The organism is Fibrobacter sp. UWB11, from assembly GCF_900143015.1.
In the GTDB taxonomy this organism is placed as follows: domain Bacteria; phylum Fibrobacterota; class Fibrobacteria; order Fibrobacterales; family Fibrobacteraceae; genus Fibrobacter.
In genome coordinates this window covers 333,004-359,409 of record NZ_FSRT01000003.1, presented here as the reverse complement: position 1 = coordinate 359,409, position 26,406 = coordinate 333,004, and the positions used below count along the sequence as shown (strand labels likewise).

Genomic DNA, 26,406 nt, shown 5'->3' with positions numbered 1-26,406 from the left:
GATTTTTTTAGATGAACAAGAAAATGACTCAAAATGCTTCGAATACGTCTGCCGATGGCGAAATCGACATTCTTGAGATACTGTTGTATCTAAAAAGCAAGTTTCATTTCTTGCTCATTTCCTTGTTGACTGCCACCGATGGTCTGACCTGTTTATTTAATGATATTGCTAATTTGAGCACTGCATTTGTAAGCTTTTTGAAGAACTTGGTGTGTGTTTCGAATCACACAACTCAAACAACTGAAAGCATCCAAGATGCCTTGAATACTTTTGACCGCAGCACGGAAGCACCTTTGCAGAAGGCCGTTGCCTTCAACATGTGCGGATGTTTTGCGGGGACTGGCTATGGTAGCACTTTTGGCTATTATGGCTGTCACAAGAATATTAACCAATAACAAGGAGAATAGATGAAAAAAATAGTCGCAATGTCTCTCTTGGCCGGTAGCTTCGCTTTTGCGCAGTCTGGCCTGATGGGCGGAGCCGATGGTCTCAACCAGAAAACCGCTAATACCCTCGGTGAAGGTGGCTTTGCTGCCGGATTCGGTGGTCAGGTTTCTTATGATGCTTGGTCCCTCTCTCGCGGTGGCCAGTATACTAAGGGTGGTAAGACTGGCTCGTTCTACGAAAATGCTGGTAGCGTCACTGCAAATATCAACTTTGCTGCTGGTGTTACGGACTTCATTGACGTAGGTCTTGCTCTTCCGCTTTACTACGATCATGCTAACTCTCGTTTGAACGACGAAGGTGACATGTGGAAGGCTAGCCGTGGTGACCTCGAACTCTGGGCCAAGGCAAAGCTTCCGTTCGATGAAATGACCGATGGCATGTTCAATGCTGCCATTGCTGCTCAGTTCTACTTCCCGACTGGCGACAAGGCCGTCGGTGTTCGTCCGCGTCATGCTTGGTTCTTGCATGCCAACGGTGGTGAAACCCATCCGTACGGCCTCCGCAACATGGCTTTCGGCGGTGAATTGATCCTCACTCTCGACCTCCAGAAGGTTGGCGCTCCGCTCCGTTTCAACGGTAACGTCGGTTTCGTCGGCACCGTGACGAAGGGTTCTAACACCTTGGTCTATGGTGGTGGCATCAACGTCCTCCCGACCGATTGGATGGACATCTTCGTTGAAGCTAACGGTGAATTCCGTGTAGAAAAGGGTACATATCATCGTGAACCGGGTTACGATCCGTTCACTCTTACCCCGGGTCTCCGTTTCCACCTCCCGGCAAACATCGACATCGCTCTCGGTCTCGATGTGGGCATCCGCGCTCTCTCCAACTTCACTTGGAAGTATAAGGACGAAATGAAGGATGCTGCTGAATACCAGCTCTACTACACTGACAAGAATGGCAAGAAGGTTCAGTACGGCTATACCCCGACTCCGCGTTATGCAGGTACTGCTTCTCTCGTCTGGCGCTTCGGTAACGTCCGCGGTGCTGATGAAGACAATGATGGCGTAGCAAACAACATCGACCAGTGCGCAGGCACTCCGGCTGGTGCTGTTGTTGACGCTAACGGTTGCCCGGTTGACGGTGACAACGATGGCGTGTTTGATGGTCTCGACCAGTGCGCTGAAACTCCGGCTGGTGCTGTTGTTGACGCTGCTGGCTGCCCGGTTGACTCCGACAATGACGGTGTTGCTGATGGCATCGACCAGTGCGCTGAAACTCCGGCTGGCGTAGTTGTTGACGCTGCTGGCTGCCCGGTTGACTCTGATAAGGACGGCGTTGCTGACTACCTCGACAAGTGCCCGAACACTGCTTCTGGTGCTACTATCGACGCTGCTGGCTGCCCGATCGACTCTGATAAGGACGGCGTTGCTGACTACCTCGACCAGTGCCCGAATACTCAGTCTGGCATTGCTGTTGACGGCAAGGGCTGCCCGGTTGACTCTGACAACGATGGCGTTGCTGACTACCTCGACAAGTGCCCGAGCACTCCGGCTGGTCTCCCGGTTAACGCTGATGGTTGCAGCCCGGATGGCGATAAGGACGGTATTGTTGACGCTCTCGACAAGTGCCCGAATACTCCGGCTGGCGTCTCTGTTGACGAAGTTGGTTGCCCGGTTGACTCCGACAAGGATGGCGTTGCCGATCACCTCGACAAGTGCCCGAACACCCTCGTTGGCGTTGCAGTTGATAAGAACGGCTGCCCGAACAAGAACCAGGACCTCGACAAGCTCAAGAAGGGTATCCAGTTCAAGACCGGTTCTGCTAAGCTCACTGCAAGCAGCAACAAGACCTTGAACAATATCGCTAAGTTGCTCAAGAAGCTCCCGGCTGTCAACCTCGAAGTCCAGGGTCACACCGATGACACTGGTTCTGAAGAAAAGAACAAGGTTATGTCTGAAAAGCGTGCTCAGGCTGTTGTCAAGTACCTCGTCAAGAAGGGCATTGACAGCGAACGTCTCCGCGCTGTTGGTTACGGTTCTGACAAGCCGATCGCAGATAACAAGACGAAGAAGGGCCGCAAGCTCAACCGCCGTGTTGAACTCGTTCCGTTCGAAAAGTAATCTTCGATCATAACTGAGAACTAAAAAGGGGCGTCCGCAAGGACGCCCTTTTTGTATATGATGAATGGAGTTAATCGCAATGAACGTACTGCGCAATGTCGTAATACACTGCGCAGTTCCTAATGCAGAGCAATAACGCTGATAGTATAAAGGCGCACGGTTAGTTGACCCGTGCGCCTTTATAATTTCTAACCGCTAATATTGCCTACAGCAATAGCCTAGTTGTATGTTCACTTCGTTCAAGTGCCAATAGTGTGCAAGGTTATGACGCAACTGAATACTTGTATTCAGATATGGCATAACCGCAGCCACGAACGCCAACGGCGTTAAATGCTCGGCTCGGAACTAGGCTTGCAAGCAATCCTGCTTCGCTCGCCTTACGCATTTGTCTTAAACACCCATTTCTTATAGAGCGTAAAGCTTACGAGCACGTATACTACGTTTGCGATGAGGTTTGCGAACGTGGTCGGCTTCATGAACTGAGAGATGAATTCGGTAAAGCTTGCGCACCAAGAAGCTGTTGTAAGTACGTGCGTTGCTCCTTTAAGTACAAGGTAATTAACTCCGTACGAGCAGAGGAAAACGATAATGAATCGGATGACTTCTGTGCGTTTTTTGTTCGTGCTCTTGAAGTTCCAGATGCGGTTCATGATGTAGCTGTTGAGGCCTCCAACAACGAAACCGAGAAAATTTGCGAGTCTATAGTCCCAGTTCAGGTTTTCGTGGAGAATCCAGAAAGTTACAAGCGTAATTAATGTGTTCATTACGCCGATGGCGTTGTATTTGATAAAGTGTTTCACGGCGGTAAAAATACTATTTTTGCGGCATGACCTGGATTACAACTAAGAAATGCAGCGCCGCAGACGCTGCAGAAATGATTCGTAATGGTGATGTTTTGGGCGTTTCGGGATTTACTTTGGCTGGATACCCGAAAGCCGTGCCCTTGGCAATTGCAGCTCGTGCAGATAAACTCCATGAATCGGGCGAAGAATTTAAAGTAACGCTTTTTGCGGGCGCCTCGACGGGCGATTCCTGTGACGGTGCGCTTGCTCGTGCCAATGCGTTAAACCTCCGTATGCCGTACCAGTCTAATCCGAGCTTGCGCAAGGCTATTAACGACGGCAGTATTCGCTACATTGACGCTCACTTAGGCAAGATGGGTTATCTTGTGCGTACTGGTGCTGTCCCTGCACCTACGGTTGCGATTGTCGAGGTCTCTGCAATTTTCCCAGATGGTCGTGTTTGTCTCTCGACTTCGGGCGGAAACTCCGTTTGCTATTTGGAAATGGCGCCGAAGATTATCTTGGAATTGAATACGCGTTTGGGCGATAGCTGCATCGGTATGCACGATAACGCCCTCCCGGAACTTCCGCCACATGCAAAACCACTTGCAATTTACAGTGCCGGTGACCGCGTAGGTGGTGAATTTGTACAGATTGATCCGAATAAGGTCATTGCTATTGTCGAAAACGAAGCATATGATGAAGTGACTCCGTTTGTAGAACCGGATGAGATTTCGAAGAACATCGGTGAACGCATCTTGGACTTTATCCGCTTTGAAGAATCCCATGGCAGGCTCCCTAAGGGACTTGCTTACCAGAGCGGTGTAGGCAAGGTCGCGAATGCTGTGCTTTGCGCTATGGCCGATGATGAACGTTTGGGACAAATTGATCTTTATACCGAAGTTATTCAGGAGGCTGTTCTTCCGCTTCTCAAGAAAGGGAAACTAGGAATTGCATCGGGTACGGCACTTACGCTTTCACAGGCTGCCCAGAAAGAATTTGTTGAAAATAGCGCCGAATGGAAAAAGCATTTTGTTATCCGTCAGCAAGAAGTGAGCAACAGTCCCGACGTAATCCGTCGCCTTGGCGTGATTTCCATGAATACGGCGCTTGAAGTCGATATCTTTGGTAATGTGAACAGTTCGCTTGTTTGCGGTTCTGCCATGATGAATGGTATTGGCGGTTCTGCCGATTTTGCTCGCCATTGCGCTCTCGGATTTTTCTTGACACCGTCTGTTGCAAAGGGTGGCGCGATTTCGAGCGTTGTGCCTTACGTGAGCCATGTTGACCATACCGATCACGATACGCAGATTTTTGTGACGGAACAGGGACTTGCGGACCTTCGCGGTTTGCCGGTAGAAGAACGTGCCCGCTTGATTATCAAGAACTGTGCCCATCCCGATTATCGTGCTGAGCTTACGGATGTCTTGGAATATGGCATCAAGCATGCGAAGGGTATCCATCTGCCGCTTGCGCTTTCACGCGCCTTTGAAATGCACACCCGTTTCCTTGAAACGGGTAAGATGCTTTAGCGAAACGCTGTGTTCTATTTGCGAAGCACCTTATTTAAGGTGCTTTGTTCGTTTTTTGTTGTTGCTATTTTTTTGTAAAAATTATAATTTTATTATGGGGTGTTTAAATGGCAAAGAACTTGAATAGGAGAGGGCTTTTCTATGAGAATTTTTTCTCGGAAAGTTTTTCAGGGCCGTGCTTTATGCACCCATATTTTACTTTTTGTTTTATGCGCATCGCTTTTAGCGGCATGCGGTGATGACCCTGTTAGCCACTTTGACGACAAAACAAGCGAGCTGTCTAGCAAAAAAGAAGATAGCTCTTCTTCAAGAGTTGTTTCGCAAAATAAATCATCGAGTAGCGTTAATAAAGGGAAGGTCTCGTCTTCTAGTGCTATAACAATCGAGTTGCCTCCGACAGAAGACGGTTTGGATGTCGTCTATGTCTTTGTCGATGGAACTGTTTCGGGGATGATAGCCCTGGACTATTTCGTGATGGATGCAAAAATAGGCATGGTGCAGCTAGATGCTGACTCTGCGTATAAAGAAACAAAAACATTCTATGTGAGTAATGTTGCTAAAAATGGTGCGTACGAAATAAATAAAATTAATTTGACACAGCCTTATGTAAAGTTCACCGTTGATGGCTCCATCAAAAAAGTTGCAGATGGCAAGTACGCAAGTCTTTCGTTTATGACGTTGGGTGATGTGACTTCCGGTGAAATTTTCAACTTGAATATGCTGACGACGCTTGAGGCCCATCGAGTTCTTGAGCTCTTGAAAGGGAACAAACTTTCTTTTGATGAAGCAAAGAAAAAAGCGGCCGAAGAAGTATGGAACATGTTCCATCTGGAATCTTTTGATTACGATGTGAGCGAGATGATTCATGTTTCTGATATTAGCGAATCGGGTGCGGCGCTATTGGCTGCAACAGTCTTGTTGCAAGGCGGGAGTGATGATTTTGCGAAGTTCTTCAAGGAAGTTGTTGACGATATTGCAAAAGATGGCAAATGGGATGACTCTAATGCTCGCTTGTCAATTGCAGACTGGGCTTTGACGAACGACTTGAAGGATGGTTATGCCTCCGTTCGTAAGACGCTTGTGGCGCAATTGGGCAAAGCTGCTGAATTTGAACCGTACCTCAAGAGTTTTTATTTGACAGAACTTGAGTTCCCCACATGCGATGCTGAAAATGCGGGCGAAATCTTCTTTGTGAAAAACAAGTCCAGCAAATTTTACGCTGCGACATACGATGATGTGTCGAAGTCCACAGCTCGTTTTGTTTGCGATGAGCAGAAAGGTTGGTTGTCGATTCCGGATAGCTTGAAGGACTTCATGGGGGAAACGGCTACGGCTGAAGACGGCGATGTGCGTCGCGGTGCATTCTCGGGCGAGTTCTATACCTATGATGGTACCAAAAAGGAATGGCGCAAGTCTACGGCTATTGAAAAGGACCGTTATTTTGTCCTTGCTTCGAATGTAAAGGAATTTGTCGATATCCAGGATGTTTACGAAAACGTCAAGGATGATGAACGTGTAATTTTTGTGTTGCGCCATGCGGAACGTGGTGACGATACGAGTAAGGGTGGAACGCTTACGGACAATGGTAAAAAGCAATCCGAAGAAGTCGGTGCTAGACTCACGAAGTTCAAGGAAGACTTTGTCCTTGGGGCATCGGAATTCTTGCGTGCTCACCAGACGGTGATGTCGATTGCAAAAGGCCGCGGACAATCTTACGACACGCGCGATACGCTTCCGCAGTTGAACGATGACTGGTATGCCAAGAACAGTGAAGCTGTCGAAAAGGCAAAGAGCGAATGTGGCGGTGGTTGGGAAGTAACTTCCAAGTATGCCTACACAGGTGCTTACTCGACGGGTGCTGACGCTGCGTACTATGATCTTGCGGAACGTTCCGTGGAACTCATCGAGGATGTTCTTTTGAAGAAGTACACCAAGGAAAAGTTTGTGCTCCTGAGTTCCCATGATAAGTTGATGGTTCCGCTGGTTGCCTATTGCTCAAATTTGCAGATTAATTTGAGAAAATATGATGGAGGCAAGTGGATTAACTACCTTGCGGGTGTCGCAATTATCGTTGACAAGGCCGGAAACCGTCGTTATATCGCGATTCGGGGCCTCAAGTCTGGGTTCGCTGACTAGAAATTTCTAATATTCACCTTATGCGGGTTTGGATATTATTTATATTGGCGCTTCTTTTGTCGTCTTGCGATTCCGTCAAGTACGGGGCTATTCCGTGCGATGGCGACGATTGCGAGACTATATCGGAAATCGATAGCTCAGATTCGAAGGGTAGCTCCTCGAATGAAAAACCGCCAAAAGATAATAAGAGCAGTTCTTCGTTGAACAGCTCTTCTTCGCAAAGGGGTCACCATCATTTTTACTCCAGTTCTAGCAAAGGTTCTGGCAAAGATACTTCAGTCGTTCAAAAACCTATTAACGATACGACGATAACTGGAACCTTCACATGTCACGATGGTGTTCTTGTTCCCGCAGAATCTATTGTAGAAATGGGAGATGATGCGACGGATTTCCGCAGAGCGGGCGTTGCTATTTCGGGCTTTGCGGAGAAGGGGCCTTTCCGTTATGGAACTTCGGTTAAGATTGTCGAATTGGACAGCCTCAAGCGCTTGGCGGATTCCGAACGTGCGCACGAAACCTGCATTGTTACATCGAACGGTTCGTTTAATTTCCCGAGTGTCAATCTTGTATCTCCTTACGTGCGCGTTGAGGCAAATGGCTTTTACATGGATGAACTCACGGGCGAACTTTCTTCGTCGCTTGTGACGCTCAATGCAGTTGTTGACTTGTCTTCGCGTGATTCGTTCAATGTGAACATGCTTACGCACATGACGGCTCCGCGTGTGAGGAAACTTGTGGAAGATTCTGGCAATAACCAGCCGATCGGGAGCCAGAGCGGGCGTGCGTTGACGGATGTGCTTTCGTCTTTCGGAATTAGCCTTGGTAGCTCTGGTGGCGGTGGAGGCTATGGTGGCTTTGGCGGTTGGAACCGTGGTGGTCAGACATCTACGACGTCGAGCAAATCCGCAGAAGATATAAGTTTATTCGGTTCTGATGATTACAGTGCCGCTCTCCTTGCGGTTTCTGTGATGATGCAGAGCTATGGCTCTGTGAACGATATGCTTAAGTTTGCGGACTTTATTGCTGATGACATTCGTGGCGATGGCAACTGGGGCGACAATTCATCGAAGGCAAAACTTGCAGATAAACTTTTGATGCTCGATGCTGAAGGTGGCCTTGAAAAAATCCGCACGAATATGGAATATTGGGGACTCGGTGACGTTCCTGATTTTGAAAAGCATGTACGTAATTTCTGGACGAAAACTCACGGCTTTGAATCTTGCGGCACGATGACTGCAGGTCAGGTAAAGCATGTGGGTAACAGCCAGAGCGAATATTTTGTCTCTTATTACGAACAACCAGATGGCCCGAAGATCCGTTTTATTTGCGACAGGACGACTAAGAATTGGCGCGTGGCGACAGACCTTGAAAAAGATACGTATGGCTTGGGTGCTGGTGATTATGATGGGCAAATTAAGAGCGGAAAAATCAATCAGGACAAGTCCTACATTTATGACCAGAGTAAAAAGACCTGGCGTGAACCCGAGCCGGGCGAGATTCTTGAATTTGAAGATGTTGGCGATGTTTTGAAGACCGTTGCCGCCGGTGAAAAAGTCATCTTTATTTTGCGCCATGCGGAGCGTTCAGATGATACTGGTAAGAATGGTCACCTGACGAGTAACGGAAAGAAACAATCGCAAACCGTGGGCGAAAAGTTCAAGGGTGAAAATATTTACTTTGCAAACTCGACTTACACGCGCAGCTACGAGACTTGCGAAAACGTGGCTCTGGGTGCCGGAATTACTGAAATGGGGAACGATACGATTCCGCAGCTGGACGGCGAATGGTTCGTAAAGGACAATGACAAGTTTGAAAATTACAAGAACAGCAATGGCGGCGGTTGGGTCGTGACTTCGGAATATGCATACAAAGGAAATTATAGCGATGCGTACTATCCGCTGAAGTCTCGTGGCGAAGAATTTATGACCGAAGTGGTGGTGCCGCGTTTTGAAAAGGTTTCTAAAATGGCGGTCTGGATTTCTCATGATATGCTCGTGGTTCCGCTGACAGCGTTCTGCACAGAGGGAAAGGTGAATTTGCGCTATTTCGACACGAAACAGTGGATCAATTACCTTGCCGGTGTGGCAATTATCATGGGTGTTGACGGAACGCTTCGCTATGTGCCTGTGAAGGGCCTTCCTTCTGGCACAATGACGATGTAATTTCGTCAAAATTGCTATATTCACGCGCGTTGATTTTTATCAAACAGTTCACTTAATTAAACATGGACGCATTCCGATATGAATGATACACTAAAGAAAGCTATGGTCTTTGCCGCAGTGACAACGGTTTCCGCTGCCTTTGCGTCTGAAATCGTAGCTCAACCTGCTGCTTCCAAGGCTGCAAAGGTTGGCCGTTTTGACGAGCAGATTGCTCTGATGCCGGACTCCATTGCTGCCCCGCTCAAGGAACAGCTCAAGTGGATGGATGAATCTACTGTTTTCCAGATTGTGGAAACTCACGGTGGTGGCTATTCCATTCTTTATAAGACATACGAACAGTCCGTTCGCGCCCGCGATATTCGCGATTCCGTCGAAAATGCCAACGGTACTGCCGTGCTCCCGATTGCTAAGGCTAAGCTCGGTAGCGAATACTGCCAAGGCAAGATGGAAGGTGGCAAGTGCCATGGTGAAGTCCAGAAGTTCACCCTTGGCAAGCTCGTCGAATTCCAGGCAACAGGCCTCATCGTCGTGATGTCTGTGATCATTGGCCTCCTCGTCCTCTGCACTATCATGAGCGCAATCATGAAGAAGCTCGGCTTGGACAAGGTCAAGGCTCCGGCTCCTGCTAAGAAGGCTGCTCCGGCCGCAGCTGCTGCCGCTCCGGCTCCTGCGGTTCGTGCTCCGGCACACTGCGACTGGGATCCGAATGCAAAGAGCATCCATCCGGGATTCACCAACAAGCAACTCCAGGCGTTCCTCGGCATTGCCGCTGTCGCCGCTCTCGAAGAACATCCGGGACTTACAAACGAACAGTTCCTCGTGATTGCTACCGCTGCTGCAACGCAGGCTCTTGGTCAGCCCTGCCGCGTGACCGCTTACAGAAACATTAACTCCCCTGCTTGGACGATCGTCAAGTAAGGTTCAACTTTTAAAACTTAACAGGCTTTTAAGCCAGGAAAAATAAAAATGAAGAAAACAGTCCGTATCAGTTTCGAAGGCAAGACCTACGACGTCGAAGTAGAAGTTCTTGATTCCGCCGTTTCTGCAGCTCCTGCTGCTCCGGTTGCCGCTCCGGCACCGGCTCCTGCTGCTGCTCCGGCTCCGGCCGTCGCTGGTGGCACCGAAGTCAAGAGCCCGCTCGCTGGCTCTGTGTTCAAGCTCAAGGTTAACGTTGGTGACACTGTTGCTGCCAACCAGGAAGTGGCTGTTATCGAAGCCCTCAAGATGGAAAACCCGGTCGTCGCTCCGTGCGCAGGCAAGGTCACTTCTATCTCCGTCAAGGAAACCGACACTGTTACTGATGGCCAGGTCTTGATGACCATTGCCTAATGAGGTAAAAGTCAATGAGTGGAATTATTAACTCAGTCGCGGACTTCGCCTCGAGCACTGGATTCGCGCAGATTACCGTTCCGATGGTAATCATGTGGATCGTGAGCTTCGTGTTGATGTTCCTTGCGATTGTCAAAAAATACGAACCGCTTCTGCTCTTGCCGATTGCTATCGGTGCACTTGCGGTGAACATCCCGTCCGTCGCGTTCTACGACGGTGGCTGGAGCATCGAAGGTATGTTCAGCCCGACTGGCGGTCTCTACTACTACATCAGCCAGGGTATCCATCTGGAACTCTTCCCGCCCATCATCTTCTTGGGCGTGGGTGCCATGACGGACTTTGGACCGCTTATCGCTAATCCGCGTACGCTCATCCTCGGTGGTGGCGCGCAGTTTGGCGTGTTCATGACCATGTTTGCAGCTGTCGCTCTCGGTGGCTTTACGCTCGGTGAAGCAGCTTCCATCGGTATCATCGGTGGTGCTGACGGTCCGACGTCCATCTTCACTGCGAACAAGCTTGCTAAGCACCTCATCGGCCCCATCGCCGTTGCTGCTTACACCTACATGGCTCTCGTGCCGCTCATCCAGCCGCCTATTATGCGCGCTATGACGAACGACGCTGAACGCAAGATTCGCATGAAGGCTCTCCGCCAGGTTTCCAAGGCCGAACGCATCGTGTTTGCCGTGATGGTGATGATCGTTTGCGTGCTCGTCGTGCCGGATGCCTCTGCCCTTATCATCATGCTTATGATGGGCAACATCTTCAAGGAAGCTGGTGTCGTTGAACGCCTCGTGAAGACTTCTTCGAACGAACTCATGAACATTGTGACGATCTTCCTCGGCACGTCCGTGGGTCTCACGATGTCTGCAGACATCTTCCTCAAGCCGCAGACTCTCATGATCATCGCTATGGGTGTGGTTGCCTTTGGCTTCTCCACTTTCGGCGGTTTGCTCCTCGCAAAGATCATGAACAAGTGCTCTCCGAAGAACCCGGTGAACCCGCTTATCGGTTCCGCAGGCGTTTCCGCTGTGCCGATGGCTGCCCGTGTTTCTCAGGTTGAAGGTGCCAAGTATGACCCGCAGAACTTCCTCCTCATGCACGCTATGGGCCCGAACGTGTCCGGCGTGATTGGTACGGCAGTTTGCGCTGGTTATATGATCAGCCGTCTTTCGTAAGTCGTTTGCTTACAGTGTCATCCCGGACTCCGTTCCGGGATCGCCTTTAAATTCCCTCGGCTTTTGCCGGGGGATTTTTTTTGTTCTATAGAATTCAATTTTTGTTTTATGTTTTTGAATTTTCTTTAATCACTTTTGAAAAGTGCTGAAATATGCTTAAAATCGCCATTTTTGTTTTTGAAAAAATATTAAATGCTATTGCATGCTTAATCCAGTGTTTCTATTTTTAATATCATGAAAACGGTTACAGAATACAAAAACTATCGCGAGTATATTCTCGACTACTACAAGGAACGCAAGCGTTGTTCTGCGTTTACGTGGCGAGAATTTGCGAAGGTGGCTGGATTTGCGTCGGGTTCGTACCTGAAACTTGTATGTGATGGCAAGACGCGTCTTCGCGAAGAAGGAGCGAAAAAGACTGCACTTGCAATGGGCTTACTTGGCTATGAATTGGATTACTTCGTTTTGCTGGTACGTTATGAGGGAGCAAAGACGGAACAGGAAAAGAAGAAGTGCTTTGAGGAAATGCAGGCGCTTGGTGAAGCGAATCGCGTGAAAATTCTCGGCAGCGAGATGTACACTTACTACGAGACTTGGAAGCATTCTGTTGTTCGTGAATTGGCTGTGGCTATGCCGGGCGCAAAGCCGAACGAAATTGCCAAAATGTGCAAGCCTGCGATTTCTGCTGCGGATGTCAGTGATAGCTTGCGCTTTTTGCTCAAGGCTGGGCTTTTGACTCGCGATATCAAAGGGAATTATCATCAGACGAGTACTTCGCTTTCGACGGGAAATTTGAATGTGGTGGCCGTGGCGGTGCATTCGCTGTTGCGCCAGATGGGCGAGTTTGCGCTTGACGCTTTGGATAAATTGCCTATTTCGGAACGCCACTTTAGCGGCATCACGATGGGCATGACCGCCGAAAGCTACAAGAAGGTGGTGGAAGAATTGGCGGAGTGCCGCAAGCGCATTGTGTCGATTGTCTCTGCCGATAAGAACATTGAAAAAGTTTGCCGCTTGAACATGCAGCTTTTCCCGCTGACGGAAAAGATTGAATATGGCGATATGAATGTGTTATCAAAAAATAAAGGGGAGTGACTAGAATTATGCTCACTAAAACAATGACGAAATGGAATCTTTTGGCGGCTCTTGTATTTGGGACGTCTTTTTGGGCTTGTTCTGGTGATAAGACGGCCGGTACGGACGAACAGAGCGAAGGCCTTTACGCCATCAAGAACTTGGATATTGCTGGCGTTTCCCAAAAGGGCCCGTTCGTGAAGGGCTCTGCGGTGACGGTGCAGGGAATCAACTGCAAGACAATGAAATTCACGGACGAGGTTTTTGAGGGGGAAGTCAAAAACAACATGGGTGAATTTGTTGTTGAAAAAGTGAACTTGTCAACGACTTGCGCTGTTGTTGAAGTAACGGGCGAATACCGTAGCGAAATGACCGGGAAAAAGGTCTCTGACAAATTGACGCTCCGTGCGTTGACGAATCTCAAGGACCGTACGCATGTGAATGTCAACTTGCTTACGAACTTGGAATACGAACGCGTGATGTACTATGTGACTGAAAAGGGCAAGAGTTTTGACGAGGCGAAGGATTTGGCTGAAAGGGAAGTGCTTGCCGCATTCGGGATGGCTGGTGAATCGGCCGAATTTGAAGATTTGGATATTTTTGGAACAAGCGATGCCGATGCGACTCTCCTTGCTATAAGCGTGCTGATGCAAGGCGATGCCGATGTGAAAACGCTTACGGAACGTATGGATAAATTCAATGGTTCCTTTGCGGAAAGCGGCACGTGGAATGATGATGATACGAAAAAAGCAATTATCGACTGGATTGCAAACGCCGTGGCGAAGGCTGTGATGGATTCCATTCGCAAGAATATGGAAAATTGGGGATTCGCAAACGAAGTTCCCGATTTTGAAAAGGCCATAGAAGAAATCAATGTGGCACAGGAAATCCCCGAAGGGTGGAGCTGGGATGTGCCTAAGGAAGCACGCCTGAATCCGAAAATCAAATACGATTCGATGATTGACCCGCGCGACAAGAAAGTTTACAAGGTCGTGAAAATTGAAGTGCCAGACTCGAATTATTCGCAGGTGTGGATGGCTGAAAACCTGAACTATGCCGATAGCGTCAAGACTCCGAGCTTGAAGGGCGGCAACTGGTGCTACAATAATGAAGAAAAAAATTGCAAGGTGGGCGGTCGTTATTACAGCTGGGCGGCGGCAATTGACTCTGTTGCCTTGGCGAATGATTCGAAGGAACCGTTGGTTTGCGGCTATGGTAAAAAGTGCGGACTTGATCGCGCTGTGCAGGGAATTTGTCCTGATGGCTGGCATTTGCCGTCAATCTATGAATGGGGCCTATTGAGCGTGGCATTAGGAAATGCCCCTGTATCTGGTGAACCACTCAAGGCGTTGACTGGATGGAACTACGCCGGAACGCCTGACAACAACGGTACGGATCTTTACGGCTTTGCCGCACTCCCGACCGGAAGAAGAATTTCTGCTACTAAATGGGAAAAGGTGGGCTCGGATGTTTATTACTGGAGCGCTACTGAATACAGTGCCAATGATGGCCGGTATTTCAATATAAACAACGTTTATACCAATTCTTATACGTATCAGAATAGCAAGTCTTATGGACAAAGTGTCCGTTGCGTCAAAGGGGATCCTTCGACTGCGCCGGTAAGACCTTCTTCAAGTTCTAGTGATACCGAAGGGTGGAGCTGGGATGTGCCCAAGGAAGCACGCCTGAATCCGAAAATCAAATATGACTCGATGGTCGACCCGCGTGACAAGCAAGTGTATAAGGTTGTGAAAATTGACGTGCCAGACACGAATTATTCGCAGGTGTGGATGGCAGAAAATTTGAACTATGCCGATAGCGTCAAGACTCCGAGCTTGAAGGGCCGCAACTGGTGCTACAATAATGATGAAAAGAATTGCAATGTGGGTGGCCGCTATTACACCTGGGCAGCAGCAATCGATTCTGTTGCCTTGGCGAACGATCCGAAGGAACCGTTGGATTGCGGTTATGGCAAGACGTGCGGACTCAATCATAGTGTTCAGGGAATTTGCCCGGATGGTTGGCATTTGCCGACACTCCGTGAATGGAGTTTGTTGTGTGAGGCTATAGGGGATTACAGTACGTGTGGAAAGCCTCTCAAGGCTTTGAGCGGGTGGGACTATGCCGGAACGCCTAACAATAACGGTACTGATAAATATGGCTTTGCATCACTTCCGACCGGAAGAAGGCTTTCTGCAACTAGTTGGGAAAAGGTGGGTTCGGATGTTTATTACTGGAGCGCCACCGAATACAGTGCCGATGATGGTCGATATTTCAATATAAACAACATTTATACTCAAACTTATACGTATCAAAATTACAAGTATTATGGACAAAGTGTCCGTTGCGTGAAAGACGCAGAATAAAGTAATTTTATGTAAGGGGAGTCCCTGCGACGAAAAACGTCGCGGGGAATTTTTGTCATTCCCGCGTTTTTTTATTTGTCATTCCCGCGAAGGCGGGAATCTCCATGTTCCAGGAATATGTATGTCATGTTCTAAATTTGCGATTTTTTAATAAAAACTCAAAAAGTGGTAAAATCTGCGCAAAAACGCCAATTTTATGTTCTAAAATGGAGAAATTCATTTATATTTGTAACCATGAAGGATATCGTTGAATATACGGATTACCGCAAGTACATTCAGGATTACTACGACGAACGTAAACGCACTTCGGCGTTTTCTTGGCATATGTTTGCACAAAAGGCGGGTTTTTCGTCGGATGTTTATTTGAAGTATGTTTGCGAAGGAAAGAAAAACCTGAGTGTTGGTTCTGCGGGTTCTGTCGCAAGTGCCATGGGCCTTGTCGGCTTCGAACAGACTTATTTCGTTTTGATGGTTTCGTACGCTCATGCAAAGGATGACAAGACAAAACGTGCCGCGTTCGAGGAACGTTGTGCGTTGGCGCTTGCCCACAAGATGCGTGTTCTCGGTGATGAAGAATTCAATTACTTTAAATCGTGGAAAAATTCCGTGATTCGAGAATTGGCTCCGCACATGCCTGGTGCAAAGCCTCTCGAAATTGCGCGTGCTTGCAAACAGAAGATTTCGGCGGCAGAAGTTTCTGAGACACTTGATTTTTTGGTGAAGGCGAAGCTCTTGAAGAAGGACAAGAACGGAAACTACCAACAAACGGATAAGGCAATTAAGATGGCTCCCGTGGAGGCGGTGCCTTTGGCGGCTCGCGATTTGCAGCGCCAAATGGGGGAGTTTGCAATACAGTCACTTGAGTTGCCTCTTTCGGAACGCGTAATGTCGGGCTATACGCTCGGCCTTACGCATCGCGCTTACGAACGGATAAAAAAGGAAGTGGATGAGTTTTATCGGCGCATTGTCGCGATTGCGACGGAAGAAGATGAAACGGAGCGTGTTTATCGCTTGAATGTGCAACTGTTCCCGATGAGCGAATGGTTGAATAAAAGTGGAACAGTTTTGAATAAGGATGAGAGAAAATGAGAAACGTGTGCGAATTTTTCAAGAACGGATTTGTGGCTTCGGCTTTTGTGGCGGTATCGTTTTTGGCGGGGTGCTCGAACGATGACGTTGCTGGCGGCGCTTCAGGTGATGCGGGCGTTTACGCCATCAAGGATTTGGATGTGGCAGGCGTGTCGCAGAAGGGGCCGTTCGTCAAGGGCTCTGCGGTGATGGTACGCGGAATTGACTGCAAGACGATGAAACTTTCAGACGAGCGTTTTGAAGGTACGGTCAAGAGTGACAAGGGCGACTTTGCGGTGAAAGGCGTCTCGCTCAAGTCGTCGTGTGCGGTGTTCGAGGCGACGGGTAAGTATCGTAGCGAATTTTCTGGAAAGGAAACGGATGGCGAGCTGACTCTTCGCGCATTGACAGACCTTGAAAATCGCGAAAAAGTGAATGTCAACATTCTCACAAACCTAGAATATGAGCGCATTGTGTACCTCGTGACCCAAAAGGGAAAGTCGTTTGCTGAGGCAAAAAAACAAGCTGAAAAAGAAGTGCTTGCTGCGTTTGACATTGTGGGCAGTTTTGAAGCGTTTGAGAACCTGAATATTTTTGAATCGGGCGATGGTAACGCAGCCTTGCTTGCTGTGAGCGTGATGATGCAGGGCGGTGCCGATGTTGATGCTCTCGTGGAACGTATGGACAAGTTCGATGACTCGTTTGCTGAAAAAGGCGTGTGGAGCGATTCCAGTACGAAGACTGCGATTATGGAATGGGTTTCTGCTGCTGCTGACGGACTGCTGGATTCAATCCGCAAAAATGTCGAAGGCTGGGGAATTGCTGCCGAAGTGCCTGCTTTTGAAAAGTATGTGGAAAAGTTTGGCGCCGATTCGCCGGATGCTGCGCAAAATACGATGACGGATTCTCGTGATGGAAAAACATATAGGACTGTTAAGATTGGCAATCAAGTCTGGATGGCGGAAAACTTGAACTACGAAACCGAAAAAAGTTATTGCTATAATGATTCCGTGGAATATTGCGCAACGTATGGACGTTTTTACGAGTGGAATGCTGCGATGAGAGCTTGTCCTGAAGGTTGGCATTTGCCTCTTCTGGCTGATTTTAAAACTTTAGTGGATGCATTAGGAGACTCTGCGATGGCAGGAAGTAAACTCAAGTCCACGAGTGGTTGGTTAAACGATCTCAATGGTACAGATGATTACGGTTTTACGGTGCTTCCCATTGGTGGTAGGTCTGCAAGTGGAGAATACATAAACAAGGAGTGGCTTGCGGATTTCTGGAGTTCTACAGAGAGTAAAGTCGAATTTGCGTATGTGATGCATGTGGGCGCTAACTTCAATACAGTATCATTGGATATGGACGAAGGAAAGTACAATGCGTTTTCTGTCCGTTGTGTCCAGGGTGAAAATGATTCGTTGAGATCTTATATTCTTGTGGAAGATTCGGCTGTGGCTGCCTGCAAGACGGAAAGTACAGATGATTGCGAATACGGAATGTTGACGGATGAGCGTAATGGTCAAGAATACAAGACCGTGAAAATTGGAAAGCAAGTGTGGATGGCGGAGAACTTGAACTATGAAACGGACGAAAGTTATTGTTATAATGATTCAGCCGAATACTGTACAAAGTATGGCCGCCTTTATACGTGGTCTGCGGCGTTGAATGCGTGCCCTACTGGCTGGCATCTGCCTTCGCAAAACGAGGGTATGACTTTGTACTATTCAGTAGGAGGTAGAGATACTGCTGCAAAAATGCTCAAATCTGTCAATGGTTGGAATGATGATGGCGCCGGTACGGATAGTTTTGGCTTCTCTGCCCTTCCGGTTGGTGATAGAGATGAGTTTAATGATTATGAAAATGAAGGTCGTTTTGCAGGTTTTTGGACTTCGACAGAAGTGAATGAAAGATACGCTGCCCATATACATTTGTTTTTTATGGATGACGATGCTGCTTTGAGTACGACTTTTAATAAAAGATATGCTTATGCAGTCCGTTGCGTTAAGGATTAGAATTTTAGAAAATACTTAAATTAATTTTATGATAAGGATAAATGAATATGACGCTGAATAAAATTTTACCAGTTTTTGCATTTGGAATTTTGTTCTGGGCGTGTTCCGATAATGATGTTGCGGGTGGCGCTTCAGGTGATGCGGGCGTTTACGCCATCAAGGATTTGGATGTGGCAGGCGTGTCGCAGAAGGGCCCGTTTGTAACTGGTTCTGCGGTGACCGTGCAGGAACTGGACGGCATTACGCTCAAGCAAACAGGCAAAAGTTTCAAGGGAACTATCAAGAGCGACAAGGGTGACTTTGCTATCAAGGACATCAATTTGCAATCGCAGTACGCGATTCTTGAGGCAAATGGCTATTATCGCGATGAAATCTCTGGCAAGAAGTCGTCGGGAACGGTGACTCTTCGTGCGCTTACGGATCTTTCGAACCGCAAAACGGTGAACATCAATTTGCTCACGCATTTGGAATACGAACGCGTGAAGTATTTGGTGACCGAGAAGAAAAAATCAATTGCAGATGCGAAATCGCAAGCCGAAAAAGAAATCTTGTCTTCGTTTGCTATCGAGGGTGACTTTGCAGAATCCGAAGACCTGAACATCTTCGAATCAGGTGATGGCAACGCAGCACTCCTCGCGGTAAGCGTGTTGATGCAAAGCGATGTCGATGTGGCTGGGCTTACCGAACGCATGGGCGAATTCAGCATTGCACTTGCAGAAGGTGGCAGTTGGGACGATGCCGATACCAAAACTGCGATTGCGGATTGGGCTTGCGATACAGATCTCAAGGGAACGCTCGCAAATGTGCGCAAGAATGTCGAAAACTGGAAGTATGCAGATTCCGCGCCTGTATTTGAAAAGTTCGTGACGAACTTCTGGTGGAACAATTACGGTCTCGGTGTTTGCAATGACAAGCGTGAAAACGAAACCAAGCGTAATGTGAACAAATTGAGCAAACTGTACAATGAATACTTTGTGTGCGAAAAAGGCCGCTGGCATGTTCCGGGCGACGAGCCTGAATCGAGTTCGAGTAGCGGCAAGGACGAATCTTCCTCGAGTATTGCCTCGTCGAGTTCCGTCTATAACCCGTTTAATTCATCGGCTTCGCAGGATTCGCTTTCTGTGCTCCCTCCAGAACTTCAGTTTTTTGAGGAGTTCTGCAGTGCCCGCGGGCCGGTGATTTATGGCGATGGCGAACAGAGGGTGTGGACGTGTACATCTTGGGCAAATGTCCATGATACCGCGACAAGAGATTCTGCCGCGAGCGCATTGGTGGATACTTTGGGCGCGAAAGGATTTGTTTTTGAAAAGACGATGTTGAGTGATTCGTTGAAATCGTTCTATTTGCATTCGTTCTATGATAGTTTGTCTTATATCTATTCTGCGAAGAAGGGTGATCTCGTTTATAAAATTGCGATGACGAAGACTCTCTCTCCGGCAGGGGCTGGCTATGGAGCCTTCATGTTCGATGTCGCCATATTCGTGATGAAGGAAGGATTCGAAGATTTGCCGATACATATTTCATCATCGAGTGTTGCTTCTTCGAGTTCCATCTATAGCCCGTTTGTTTCTTCGTCTTCAAGTTCCGTGGAAGTTAAAAAGGACACCCTGCCGGATTTGCCCGAAGAATTGGCCTTCGTCGAGGATTTCCTTGAAAAGAAAACGGAGTACAAGGAATATGCGGATGGTGCCCAGATTATGTGGCGGGGCCAGAGTCCTGCGCTTGGAAGCGGGTGTGATTCCATTGCGACGGAACTGATAAACAAAGCCGGGGGAAAGGGCTTCGAATATGAGGGGACGTATTCCAATGATTCACTGGATAACGATTATACCGAGGATTCGTATGTTTACACGAAAACGTCTGGCGGCAAAGTCTATACGCTTGTGATTACGAAGGGCGAGGTCCGTGTTTGGACGCCGATGGGCATAACCATGCCATCGAAGATGTTCTACGTAAAGCTCGTCGTTCGCGATGAAGGGGTTGACGAGATTCCGACGGAAACTAAAAAGGACTATGATTCTCCCAAGTACAGGGAAATCCCCGAAGACCTGAAGTTTGTCTTAGATTCGACGCAGTACCATTATAGGTACTATTCGAATGACCAGAAGTGGACGTCTTGGAATGCTTATACCCGACTCGGTTCTAGTGTCGGCGCTAGTAATGATGACTATTTCGATGAAGCCAAGGCCAAGGCCGATGAATACGCCTTGATGATGGAAGCGCACGGCTTTACCTTGAAGAGCCAGGAAACGCTCACCATAGACGATCTTGAGTCTATGCGATATACGGAATATACAAAATCGGATTATGACGGCGAACTGACATTCTACCGGTTCGAGAAAGAAGTCGAAAAATTCCGCTATGAGGCAGAGGTCTTTGCGGTTGTTGATTATTACCGCAATCTCGGCGCGGAAGGCTACCTGTTCCGGGCCAGAATAAATATTACCATCTACGATAAGTAATTGTTGTTAGGAAAAGGGAGGAAGGAAAGCCCGCCAGAGATGGTGAGGCTTTTTTTTGTATTCCTGGAATACATGTTTGTATTCTAAATTGCATAAATTTTTGTAAAAACGTCAAAAGTGGTAAAATTTAACTAAAAACGCCAAATCTGTATTCTAAAATGTACAAAAGTATCTATATTTGTAAACATGAAGGAGATCGTAGAATATACCGATTATCGCAAGTTCATCCAGGATTATTACGATGAACGTAAGCGCTGTTCGGCATTTACGTGGCGTGAGTTCGCTCGAAAGGCTGGTTTTACGTCGCCGATTTACCTGAAATACGTTTGCGAGGGTAAGAAGAATTTGAGCATCGGCTCCGCAGGGTCGGTTGCCGGTGCCATGGGGCTCGTCGGCTTTGAGTACGATTATTTTGTCCTGATGGTTTCTTATGCCCATGCAAAAAACGACGAGGCGAAGAGATCGGCGTTCGAAGAACGTTGTGCGCTTGCAATGGCGCACAAGGTCCGAGTGTTGGGGAACGAGGAATTCGATTACTTCAAATCGTGGAAAAACCCGGTGATTCGTGAGCTTGCTGCTCACATGCCGGGTGCAAAACCTCTCGAAATAGCGCGTGCTTGCAAACCGAATATTTCAGCGTCAGAAGTTTCTGAAACGCTGGACTTTTTGGTGAAGGCAAATCTCTTGAAGAAGGACAAGAGCGGTAACTATTACCAGACGGATAAGTCTATTTCGATGGGTAATGTAGACGCGGTTCCGGTGGCGGCTCGTGATATGCAGCGCCAAATGGGAGAGTTTGCGGTCAAGGCATTGGACTTGCCGCTATCGGAACGTGATATGTCGGGGCTTACGATGGGCATTACGCGCCGTGCCTACGAACGAATAAAAAAGGAACTTGCTGATTGTCGCCGTCGCATTGTGGCAATAGCGAGTGAAGATGACGAAACAGAACAAGTTTACCGATTGAATTTGCAATTATTTCCTGTAAGTGAACGGATTGATAACCGCGTTGACCGCAGTGAAAATGCGGAAGTTTTTTTGAATTCAAATAAAAATGTTAGGGATGAGGATTGATAAAATGAAAAAGAGAGTGCTCGGAAAGAGTATGGGCGTGCTCGCTCAGACAATCGCGTTTGCAATGGCTTCGGCTTTTGTTGTGGCTTGCACCGGTTCTAATGATGATGGCGGCTTTGCGGGCGGTACCACGGAAGATGCGGGAATCATCGCGGATTTGAATGTGGCCGGCCTTACGCAGAAGGGACCGTTTGAAAAGGGTTCTGCTGTGACAGTGCAGGGAATCGATTGCAAAACACTCAAGTTTACAGATGAAACTTTTGAAGGCTCTGTCAAGAACGATAAAGGTGAATTTGTTGTTGATAATGTTACTTTGTCATCTACATGTGCGGTGTTTGAAGTCTTAGGTTATTACTTGAACGAACTTAATGGCAAGAAGTCTTCTGAGAAGTTGACGCTCCATGCGCTGACAAACCTCAAGGACAGAAAGCATGTAAATATCAACGTGCTCACAGAACTTGAATACGAGCGCGTGATGAACTTGGTGACCGCTCAGAAAATGTCCTTTGATGATGCGAAAAAGCAGGCTGAAAAAGAAGTGCTTGCTTCGTTCAACATTAAGGGTGGTATCGCAGAATCCGAAGACCTGAACATCCTTGAAAAGGGCGATGGCAATGCCGCGCTTTTGGCAGTGAGTGTGATGGTGCAGGCAAATGCGAATGAGGCAAAACTTGCAGAACGCTTGGATGAATATTCAGTTGCAATTTCACAGAATGGTTCATTGGATGATAAAGTAAAAACGGAAATTGCAAACTGGGCTACAAACGCTACAGCTACCGGTAAACTCGATACAATCCGCAAGAACATCGAAAGCTGGAACCTCACCGATTCTGTACCTGCATTTGAAACGTACGTGAAGGCACTTGCGGATGGAGACAGTGTTATCCTGAGCAGTGAAAGCCGATCCTCTTCTAGTAACGTCATTGCGAGCGAAGCGAAGCAATCCAGTAGCAGCTCTGTCATTCCTGCCTCGAGCGGGAATCGCCCCTCTTCTTCGGCTACAATCGAGGATCCGAGAACTGCTTACTTGAATCCGAATATTGATTATGGTGAATTTACGGATAAACGTGATGGTCAAACTTATAAGTATGTAGAAATAGATGGGATAAATTGGATGGCGCAGAGCATGAACTATGCGACTCCCAATGCATCAAGTGTACTTTGCCCTTCTGCAACTGAAAAATCTTGCCCAGTTCATGGACTTATTTACACATGGGAAGAGGCTGTGAACGTTTGCCCTGACGGCTGGCATCTTCCTTCGTATGATGAAATGGATTCTTTGGTCGGTTATGTATGGAATAAGCACAACATGGATCTTATTAGTCCACTTACGTCTAGTAAGGTGTGGGACCGATATACTAATGAATATGGATTTTCCATGACGTTACCGTATTATGAACCCTTGATGGAGGATAGTTCAAAAAAGTATGAAGATTGTTATTGGGACCGTTATGATGGACTTTCTACCTTTTGGACGGATTCTCTCGATGGCGATGGTGCTATGTATTATGCTATTGGAATTTCTGGGGGCGGTTTTACTTCGGTTTCTCCCTCAATATGCATGAGTCAAATCCGCTGCGTCATGGGTTCAGCCGTTTCTAGTTCCTCTGTAGCTTCTTCGTCTAGTGCAGAAAGCAGTAGTAGTGTGGAACCTCCAAAAACGGCACTCGATTTCCTTAATCCTGCAATTGAGTATGGAGAGTTTGTCGATGATCGCGATAATCAGAAGTACAAGTCTGTAAAAATTGGCGATCAAGTTTGGATGGCTCAAAATCTGAATTATGCATATGAACAAAAGACTAGATCGGGGTCGGCTTCTAGTTTCTGCTATAAAAATGAACCGGATTCGTGCGGTAAGTATGGACGTCTATACCTTTGGTCTGCGGCTCTGGATTCTGCTGCACAATTCAGTAAAGATGGAGAAGGATGCGGTAATGAAGTTGTCTGCGAATTTGAAGGGAAAGTTCGCGGTGTTTGCCCGAGTGGATGGCATTTGCCTGACACGACGGAATTTAGAGAGCTGCTCAATTTTGTAGGCGATAGTTCTGCTACAAAGTTGAAGGCGAACGAGGCTTGGGGTGTATCCTATGAAAATCCGTATGGCTTTTCTGCCTTACCCGCCGGTGGTTATGATTACCGAGACGAAGACCGCTCCATCAATCCTCATTTCGATTACGCCGGAGGTTTGACGTATTTCTGGAGTATTGTGAGTCGCGATCATGATGATGGGTATGCGCTTGCAATGGATTATTCTTCGAGATATGCAAAATTGGCTTGGTCGTATAAGTACAATGCAAGGTCTGTCCGCTGTATCAAGAACTAGAAGGCTCAAATAAAAATTAATTCGTGTTTGGAAAAAAGAGAAGGATTAGTATGAATAAGTGGTTGGTTAAGAAATGGTTCCAAATTGCAGAAACCCTGATTGTCGGGGCGATGCTTTGGGCATGCTCTGATGATAAGGGCATGGCTGGCGGCACTACGGAAGATGCGGGAATCATCGCCGAGTTGAACGTGGCAGGCGTTGCCCAAAAGGGCCCATTTGTCAAGGGCTCTGCCGTGACTGTGCAAGGTATTAATTGCAGAACATTCGAGCTTACAGGCGAATCTTATGAAACCACTGTCAAGAGTAATGGTGGTGACTATGAGGTCGATGATATTAACTTGTCCTCGGTATGCGCCGTGTTCGAGGTCTCTGGTTATTACTTGAGCGAAATTACAGGAGCGGTTTCTTCCGAAAAGTTAACACTCCGTGCGGTGACGAATCTCAAGAATCGAGATCGCGTGAATATCAACGTGCTCACGCATTTGGAATACGAACGCGTGATGTACTTGGTTACTGTGAACAAGATGTCTTTGGCTGATGCGAAAAAACAGGCTGAAAAAGAAATATTTGCAGCGTTCAATATCAAGGGTGATTTTGAAGAAGCCGAAGACCTGAACATCTTTGAAGCAGGTGACGGAAATGCGGCATTGTTGGCTATAAGTGTGATGATGCAGGCGGAATTTGATGACATGCCTCTTGGAGAACGCTTTGAAAGATTCAACGATTTTTTTGCAAAGAGTGGCGTATGGTATGATTCCTATGCAAAACTTGAAGTCGCGAAATGGGCTCAAGATGCCGCTGCCGATGGTAAACTTGATTCGATTCGAAAGAATATTGAAAGTTGGGGCGTTGCAAGTGAAATTCCTTCATTTGAATCATTCATAAAGAACTTCGGTGAAACGGCGCTTGTTAAGTATCCTTCAGTAAATTATAGTGGTTTTTATATTGACTGGAGTATTCCTAAGGAAGCGTACTTAAATCCTGAAATAAAGTATGACTCCATTGTGGATAGCCGTGACGGACAAGTTTACAAGACGGTGACGATTGGCTCTCAAGTATGGATGGCTCAAAATCTGAATTATGCCGATAGTGTGAAAACTCCAAGTCTTTTGAAACGTAGCTGGTGCTTTGCATACAAATCTGAAAATTGTGATGTCGCAGGACGTTTGTACACATGGGCTGCTATTATTGATTCGGTGAAGCTTGCAACAGATTCCGAAAAGCCTCAGAAATGTGGCTTTGGGGAATCTTGTGTGTTTACAGAAAAGATGCGTGGCATTTGTCCTGAAGGTTGGCATTTGCCGGATACGACCGAGTGGAAAACCCTGATTTCTTTTGCCGGTGGTGATGATATTGCCGGAGAAAGACTGGAATCGCATATTGGAATGTATGAAGATTCTGGTACTGATGATTTTGGTTTCTCGGCGTTCCCTGCTGGCGAAAAGTATCGAGATCAATCTTTCTTTGAAGATAGCCGAGATGTTCATTTTTGGACAGCTTCTGAAGAATCGAAAGATAATCGTTCTTCTTGTTCCGCAGACTTCTTTTATGCTTCTGTTTGGTTTTCATGTGGCTTTAAGGACAATGGCCATTCTGTTCGTTGCGTTAGAGATGAACCGGCTGCTGTGTCGTTATCAAGTTCTTCTAGCAATGCTGATTTGAGTAGTAGCAGTGGTGAAGCGTTTGTGTCTCCGTATGAAATTGACTGGAGCATTCCTAAAGAAGATCACTTGAATCCGAACATTAAATACGATTCAATTGTGGATAAACGAGATGGGCAAGTTTACAAGACCATCAAAATCGGCACTCAGGTTTGGATGGCCCAGAATTTGAATTATGCGGATAGTGTAAATACTCCGAGCCTTTTGAAGCGAAATTGGTGCTATGGTGATAAGCCTGAAAATTGTGAGTTTGGTGGCCGCCTTTATACTTGGGCTGCTGCGGTTGATTCTATAAAGCTCGCAAACGATGCCGAAAATCCGCAATTCTGTGGATACCGGACGAATTGTAATTTCCCCGCGAAGTATCAAGGCATTTGCCCTGAAGGTTGGCATTTGCCCGATACAACGGAATGGCGTACGTTGATTTTCCAAGTTTCGGATGATGCGAGTGTAGCTGGCTATAAGCTCGCTTCTCGTGTCGGTTGGTTTGAAGAAGCTAACGGCACCGATGATTATGGTTTTTCGGCGTATCCTGTTGGGGATAAGTATCGTGATTATGATTTTTCAGAATTCGCTCCTGATGACCGGACTGCCTTTTTTTGGAGCATTACTGAGAATACGCGTGACAAGCAATTGGGCTATACGTTCAGAATTTTTTATGGTGGTACCGGTTACACGGGTGACTTCAAGGATAGCGGTTTTTCAATCCGTTGCATAAAGAATTAGTAAGTAGTGGTTGG

18 protein-coding genes are annotated in these 26,406 nt (G+C 47.3%); 16 read left to right on the top strand and 2 right to left on the bottom strand.

Annotated features, from left to right (window positions below):
* Positions 1 to 11 precede the first annotated feature (11 nt).
* Together BUQ91_RS13640 and BUQ91_RS13635 are read left to right on the top strand one after the other, a co-directional pair.
* On the top strand, positions 12 to 395 hold the full coding sequence (locus BUQ91_RS13640; protein WP_074209668.1) for a hypothetical protein: 384 nt from the start codon (positions 12 to 14) through the stop codon (positions 393 to 395).
* A gap of 12 nt (positions 396 to 407) precedes the next feature.
* Positions 408 to 2,510, top strand: a complete 2,103-nt coding sequence (locus BUQ91_RS13635) for an OmpA family protein (protein WP_072830720.1) — start codon at positions 408 to 410, stop codon at positions 2,508 to 2,510.
* Between the two features lie 262 nt (positions 2,511 to 2,772).
* On the opposite strand, the gene BUQ91_RS15975 is transcribed toward BUQ91_RS13635, so the two are convergent.
* Positions 2,773 to 2,895 (bottom strand): hypothetical protein, encoded by a 123-nt coding sequence (locus BUQ91_RS15975; RefSeq protein ID WP_256375032.1) that lies wholly within the window; start codon positions 2,893 to 2,895, stop codon positions 2,773 to 2,775.
* On the bottom strand, positions 2,888 to 3,310 hold the full coding sequence (locus BUQ91_RS13630) for a GtrA family protein (protein ID WP_072830718.1): 423 nt from the start codon (positions 3,308 to 3,310) through the stop codon (positions 2,888 to 2,890). The genes BUQ91_RS15975 and BUQ91_RS13630 overlap by 8 nt, the downstream gene beginning before the upstream one ends.
* A gap of 26 nt (positions 3,311 to 3,336) precedes the next feature.
* Here BUQ91_RS13630 and BUQ91_RS13625 point away from each other — a divergent pair, with 26 nt between their 5' ends.
* The 14 genes from BUQ91_RS13625 (at position 3,337) to BUQ91_RS13560 (ending at position 26,392) form a co-directional block, all read left to right on the top strand.
* Entirely contained in the window at positions 3,337 to 4,824 is a 1,488-nt protein-coding gene (locus BUQ91_RS13625; RefSeq protein ID WP_074209667.1) for an acetyl-CoA hydrolase/transferase C-terminal domain-containing protein, read from the top strand.
* Positions 4,825 to 4,965: 141 nt separating this feature from the next.
* Complete coding sequence (locus BUQ91_RS13620) at positions 4,966 to 6,960, top strand: histidine phosphatase family protein (protein ID WP_074209666.1); 1,995 nt, start codon at positions 4,966 to 4,968, stop codon at positions 6,958 to 6,960.
* 44 nt (positions 6,961 to 7,004) lie between these two features.
* Positions 7,005 to 9,122, top strand: coding sequence for a histidine phosphatase family protein (locus BUQ91_RS13615; protein WP_254842368.1), 2,118 nt, complete (start codon positions 7,005 to 7,007; stop codon positions 9,120 to 9,122).
* Between the two features lie 78 nt (positions 9,123 to 9,200).
* On the top strand, positions 9,201 to 10,040 hold the full coding sequence (locus BUQ91_RS13610) for a hypothetical protein (RefSeq protein WP_074209664.1): 840 nt from the start codon (positions 9,201 to 9,203) through the stop codon (positions 10,038 to 10,040).
* Between the two features lie 48 nt (positions 10,041 to 10,088).
* Positions 10,089 to 10,451, top strand: a complete 363-nt coding sequence (locus BUQ91_RS13605; RefSeq protein WP_074209663.1) for an acyl-CoA carboxylase biotin carboxyl carrier protein subunit — start codon at positions 10,089 to 10,091, stop codon at positions 10,449 to 10,451.
* A gap of 14 nt (positions 10,452 to 10,465) precedes the next feature.
* A complete protein-coding gene (locus BUQ91_RS13600; RefSeq protein ID WP_014546278.1) occupies positions 10,466 to 11,626 on the top strand; it encodes a sodium ion-translocating decarboxylase subunit beta in 1,161 nt (386 codons plus the stop codon).
* Between the two features lie 231 nt (positions 11,627 to 11,857).
* Positions 11,858 to 12,721 (top strand): TIGR02147 family protein, encoded by an 864-nt coding sequence (locus tag BUQ91_RS13595; protein ID WP_083601285.1) that lies wholly within the window; start codon positions 11,858 to 11,860, stop codon positions 12,719 to 12,721.
* An 8-nt stretch (positions 12,722 to 12,729) separates the two neighbouring features.
* A complete protein-coding gene (locus tag BUQ91_RS13590) occupies positions 12,730 to 15,066 on the top strand; it encodes a fibrobacter succinogenes major paralogous domain-containing protein (RefSeq protein WP_074209661.1) in 2,337 nt (778 codons plus the stop codon).
* A gap of 234 nt (positions 15,067 to 15,300) precedes the next feature.
* A complete protein-coding gene (locus tag BUQ91_RS13585) occupies positions 15,301 to 16,155 on the top strand; it encodes a TIGR02147 family protein (protein ID WP_074209660.1) in 855 nt (284 codons plus the stop codon).
* Positions 16,152 to 18,146: a fibrobacter succinogenes major paralogous domain-containing protein gene (locus BUQ91_RS13580; RefSeq protein WP_074209659.1), complete on the top strand. Its 1,995-nt coding sequence runs from the start codon at positions 16,152 to 16,154 to the stop codon at positions 18,144 to 18,146. The genes BUQ91_RS13585 and BUQ91_RS13580 overlap by 4 nt, the downstream gene beginning before the upstream one ends.
* A 47-nt stretch (positions 18,147 to 18,193) precedes the next feature.
* Positions 18,194 to 20,608: a hypothetical protein gene (locus BUQ91_RS13575; RefSeq protein WP_139299752.1), complete on the top strand. Its 2,415-nt coding sequence runs from the start codon at positions 18,194 to 18,196 to the stop codon at positions 20,606 to 20,608.
* 186 nt (positions 20,609 to 20,794) lie between these two features.
* Positions 20,795 to 21,682, top strand: coding sequence for a TIGR02147 family protein (locus tag BUQ91_RS13570; protein WP_074209657.1), 888 nt, complete (start codon positions 20,795 to 20,797; stop codon positions 21,680 to 21,682).
* A 4-nt stretch (positions 21,683 to 21,686) separates the two neighbouring features.
* Positions 21,687 to 24,005 (top strand): FISUMP domain-containing protein, encoded by a 2,319-nt coding sequence (locus BUQ91_RS13565; protein ID WP_074209656.1) that lies wholly within the window; start codon positions 21,687 to 21,689, stop codon positions 24,003 to 24,005.
* A gap of 50 nt (positions 24,006 to 24,055) precedes the next feature.
* On the top strand, positions 24,056 to 26,392 hold the full coding sequence (locus tag BUQ91_RS13560; RefSeq protein ID WP_074209655.1) for a fibrobacter succinogenes major paralogous domain-containing protein: 2,337 nt from the start codon (positions 24,056 to 24,058) through the stop codon (positions 26,390 to 26,392).
* The last annotated feature ends 14 nt before the right edge of the window (positions 26,393 to 26,406 follow it).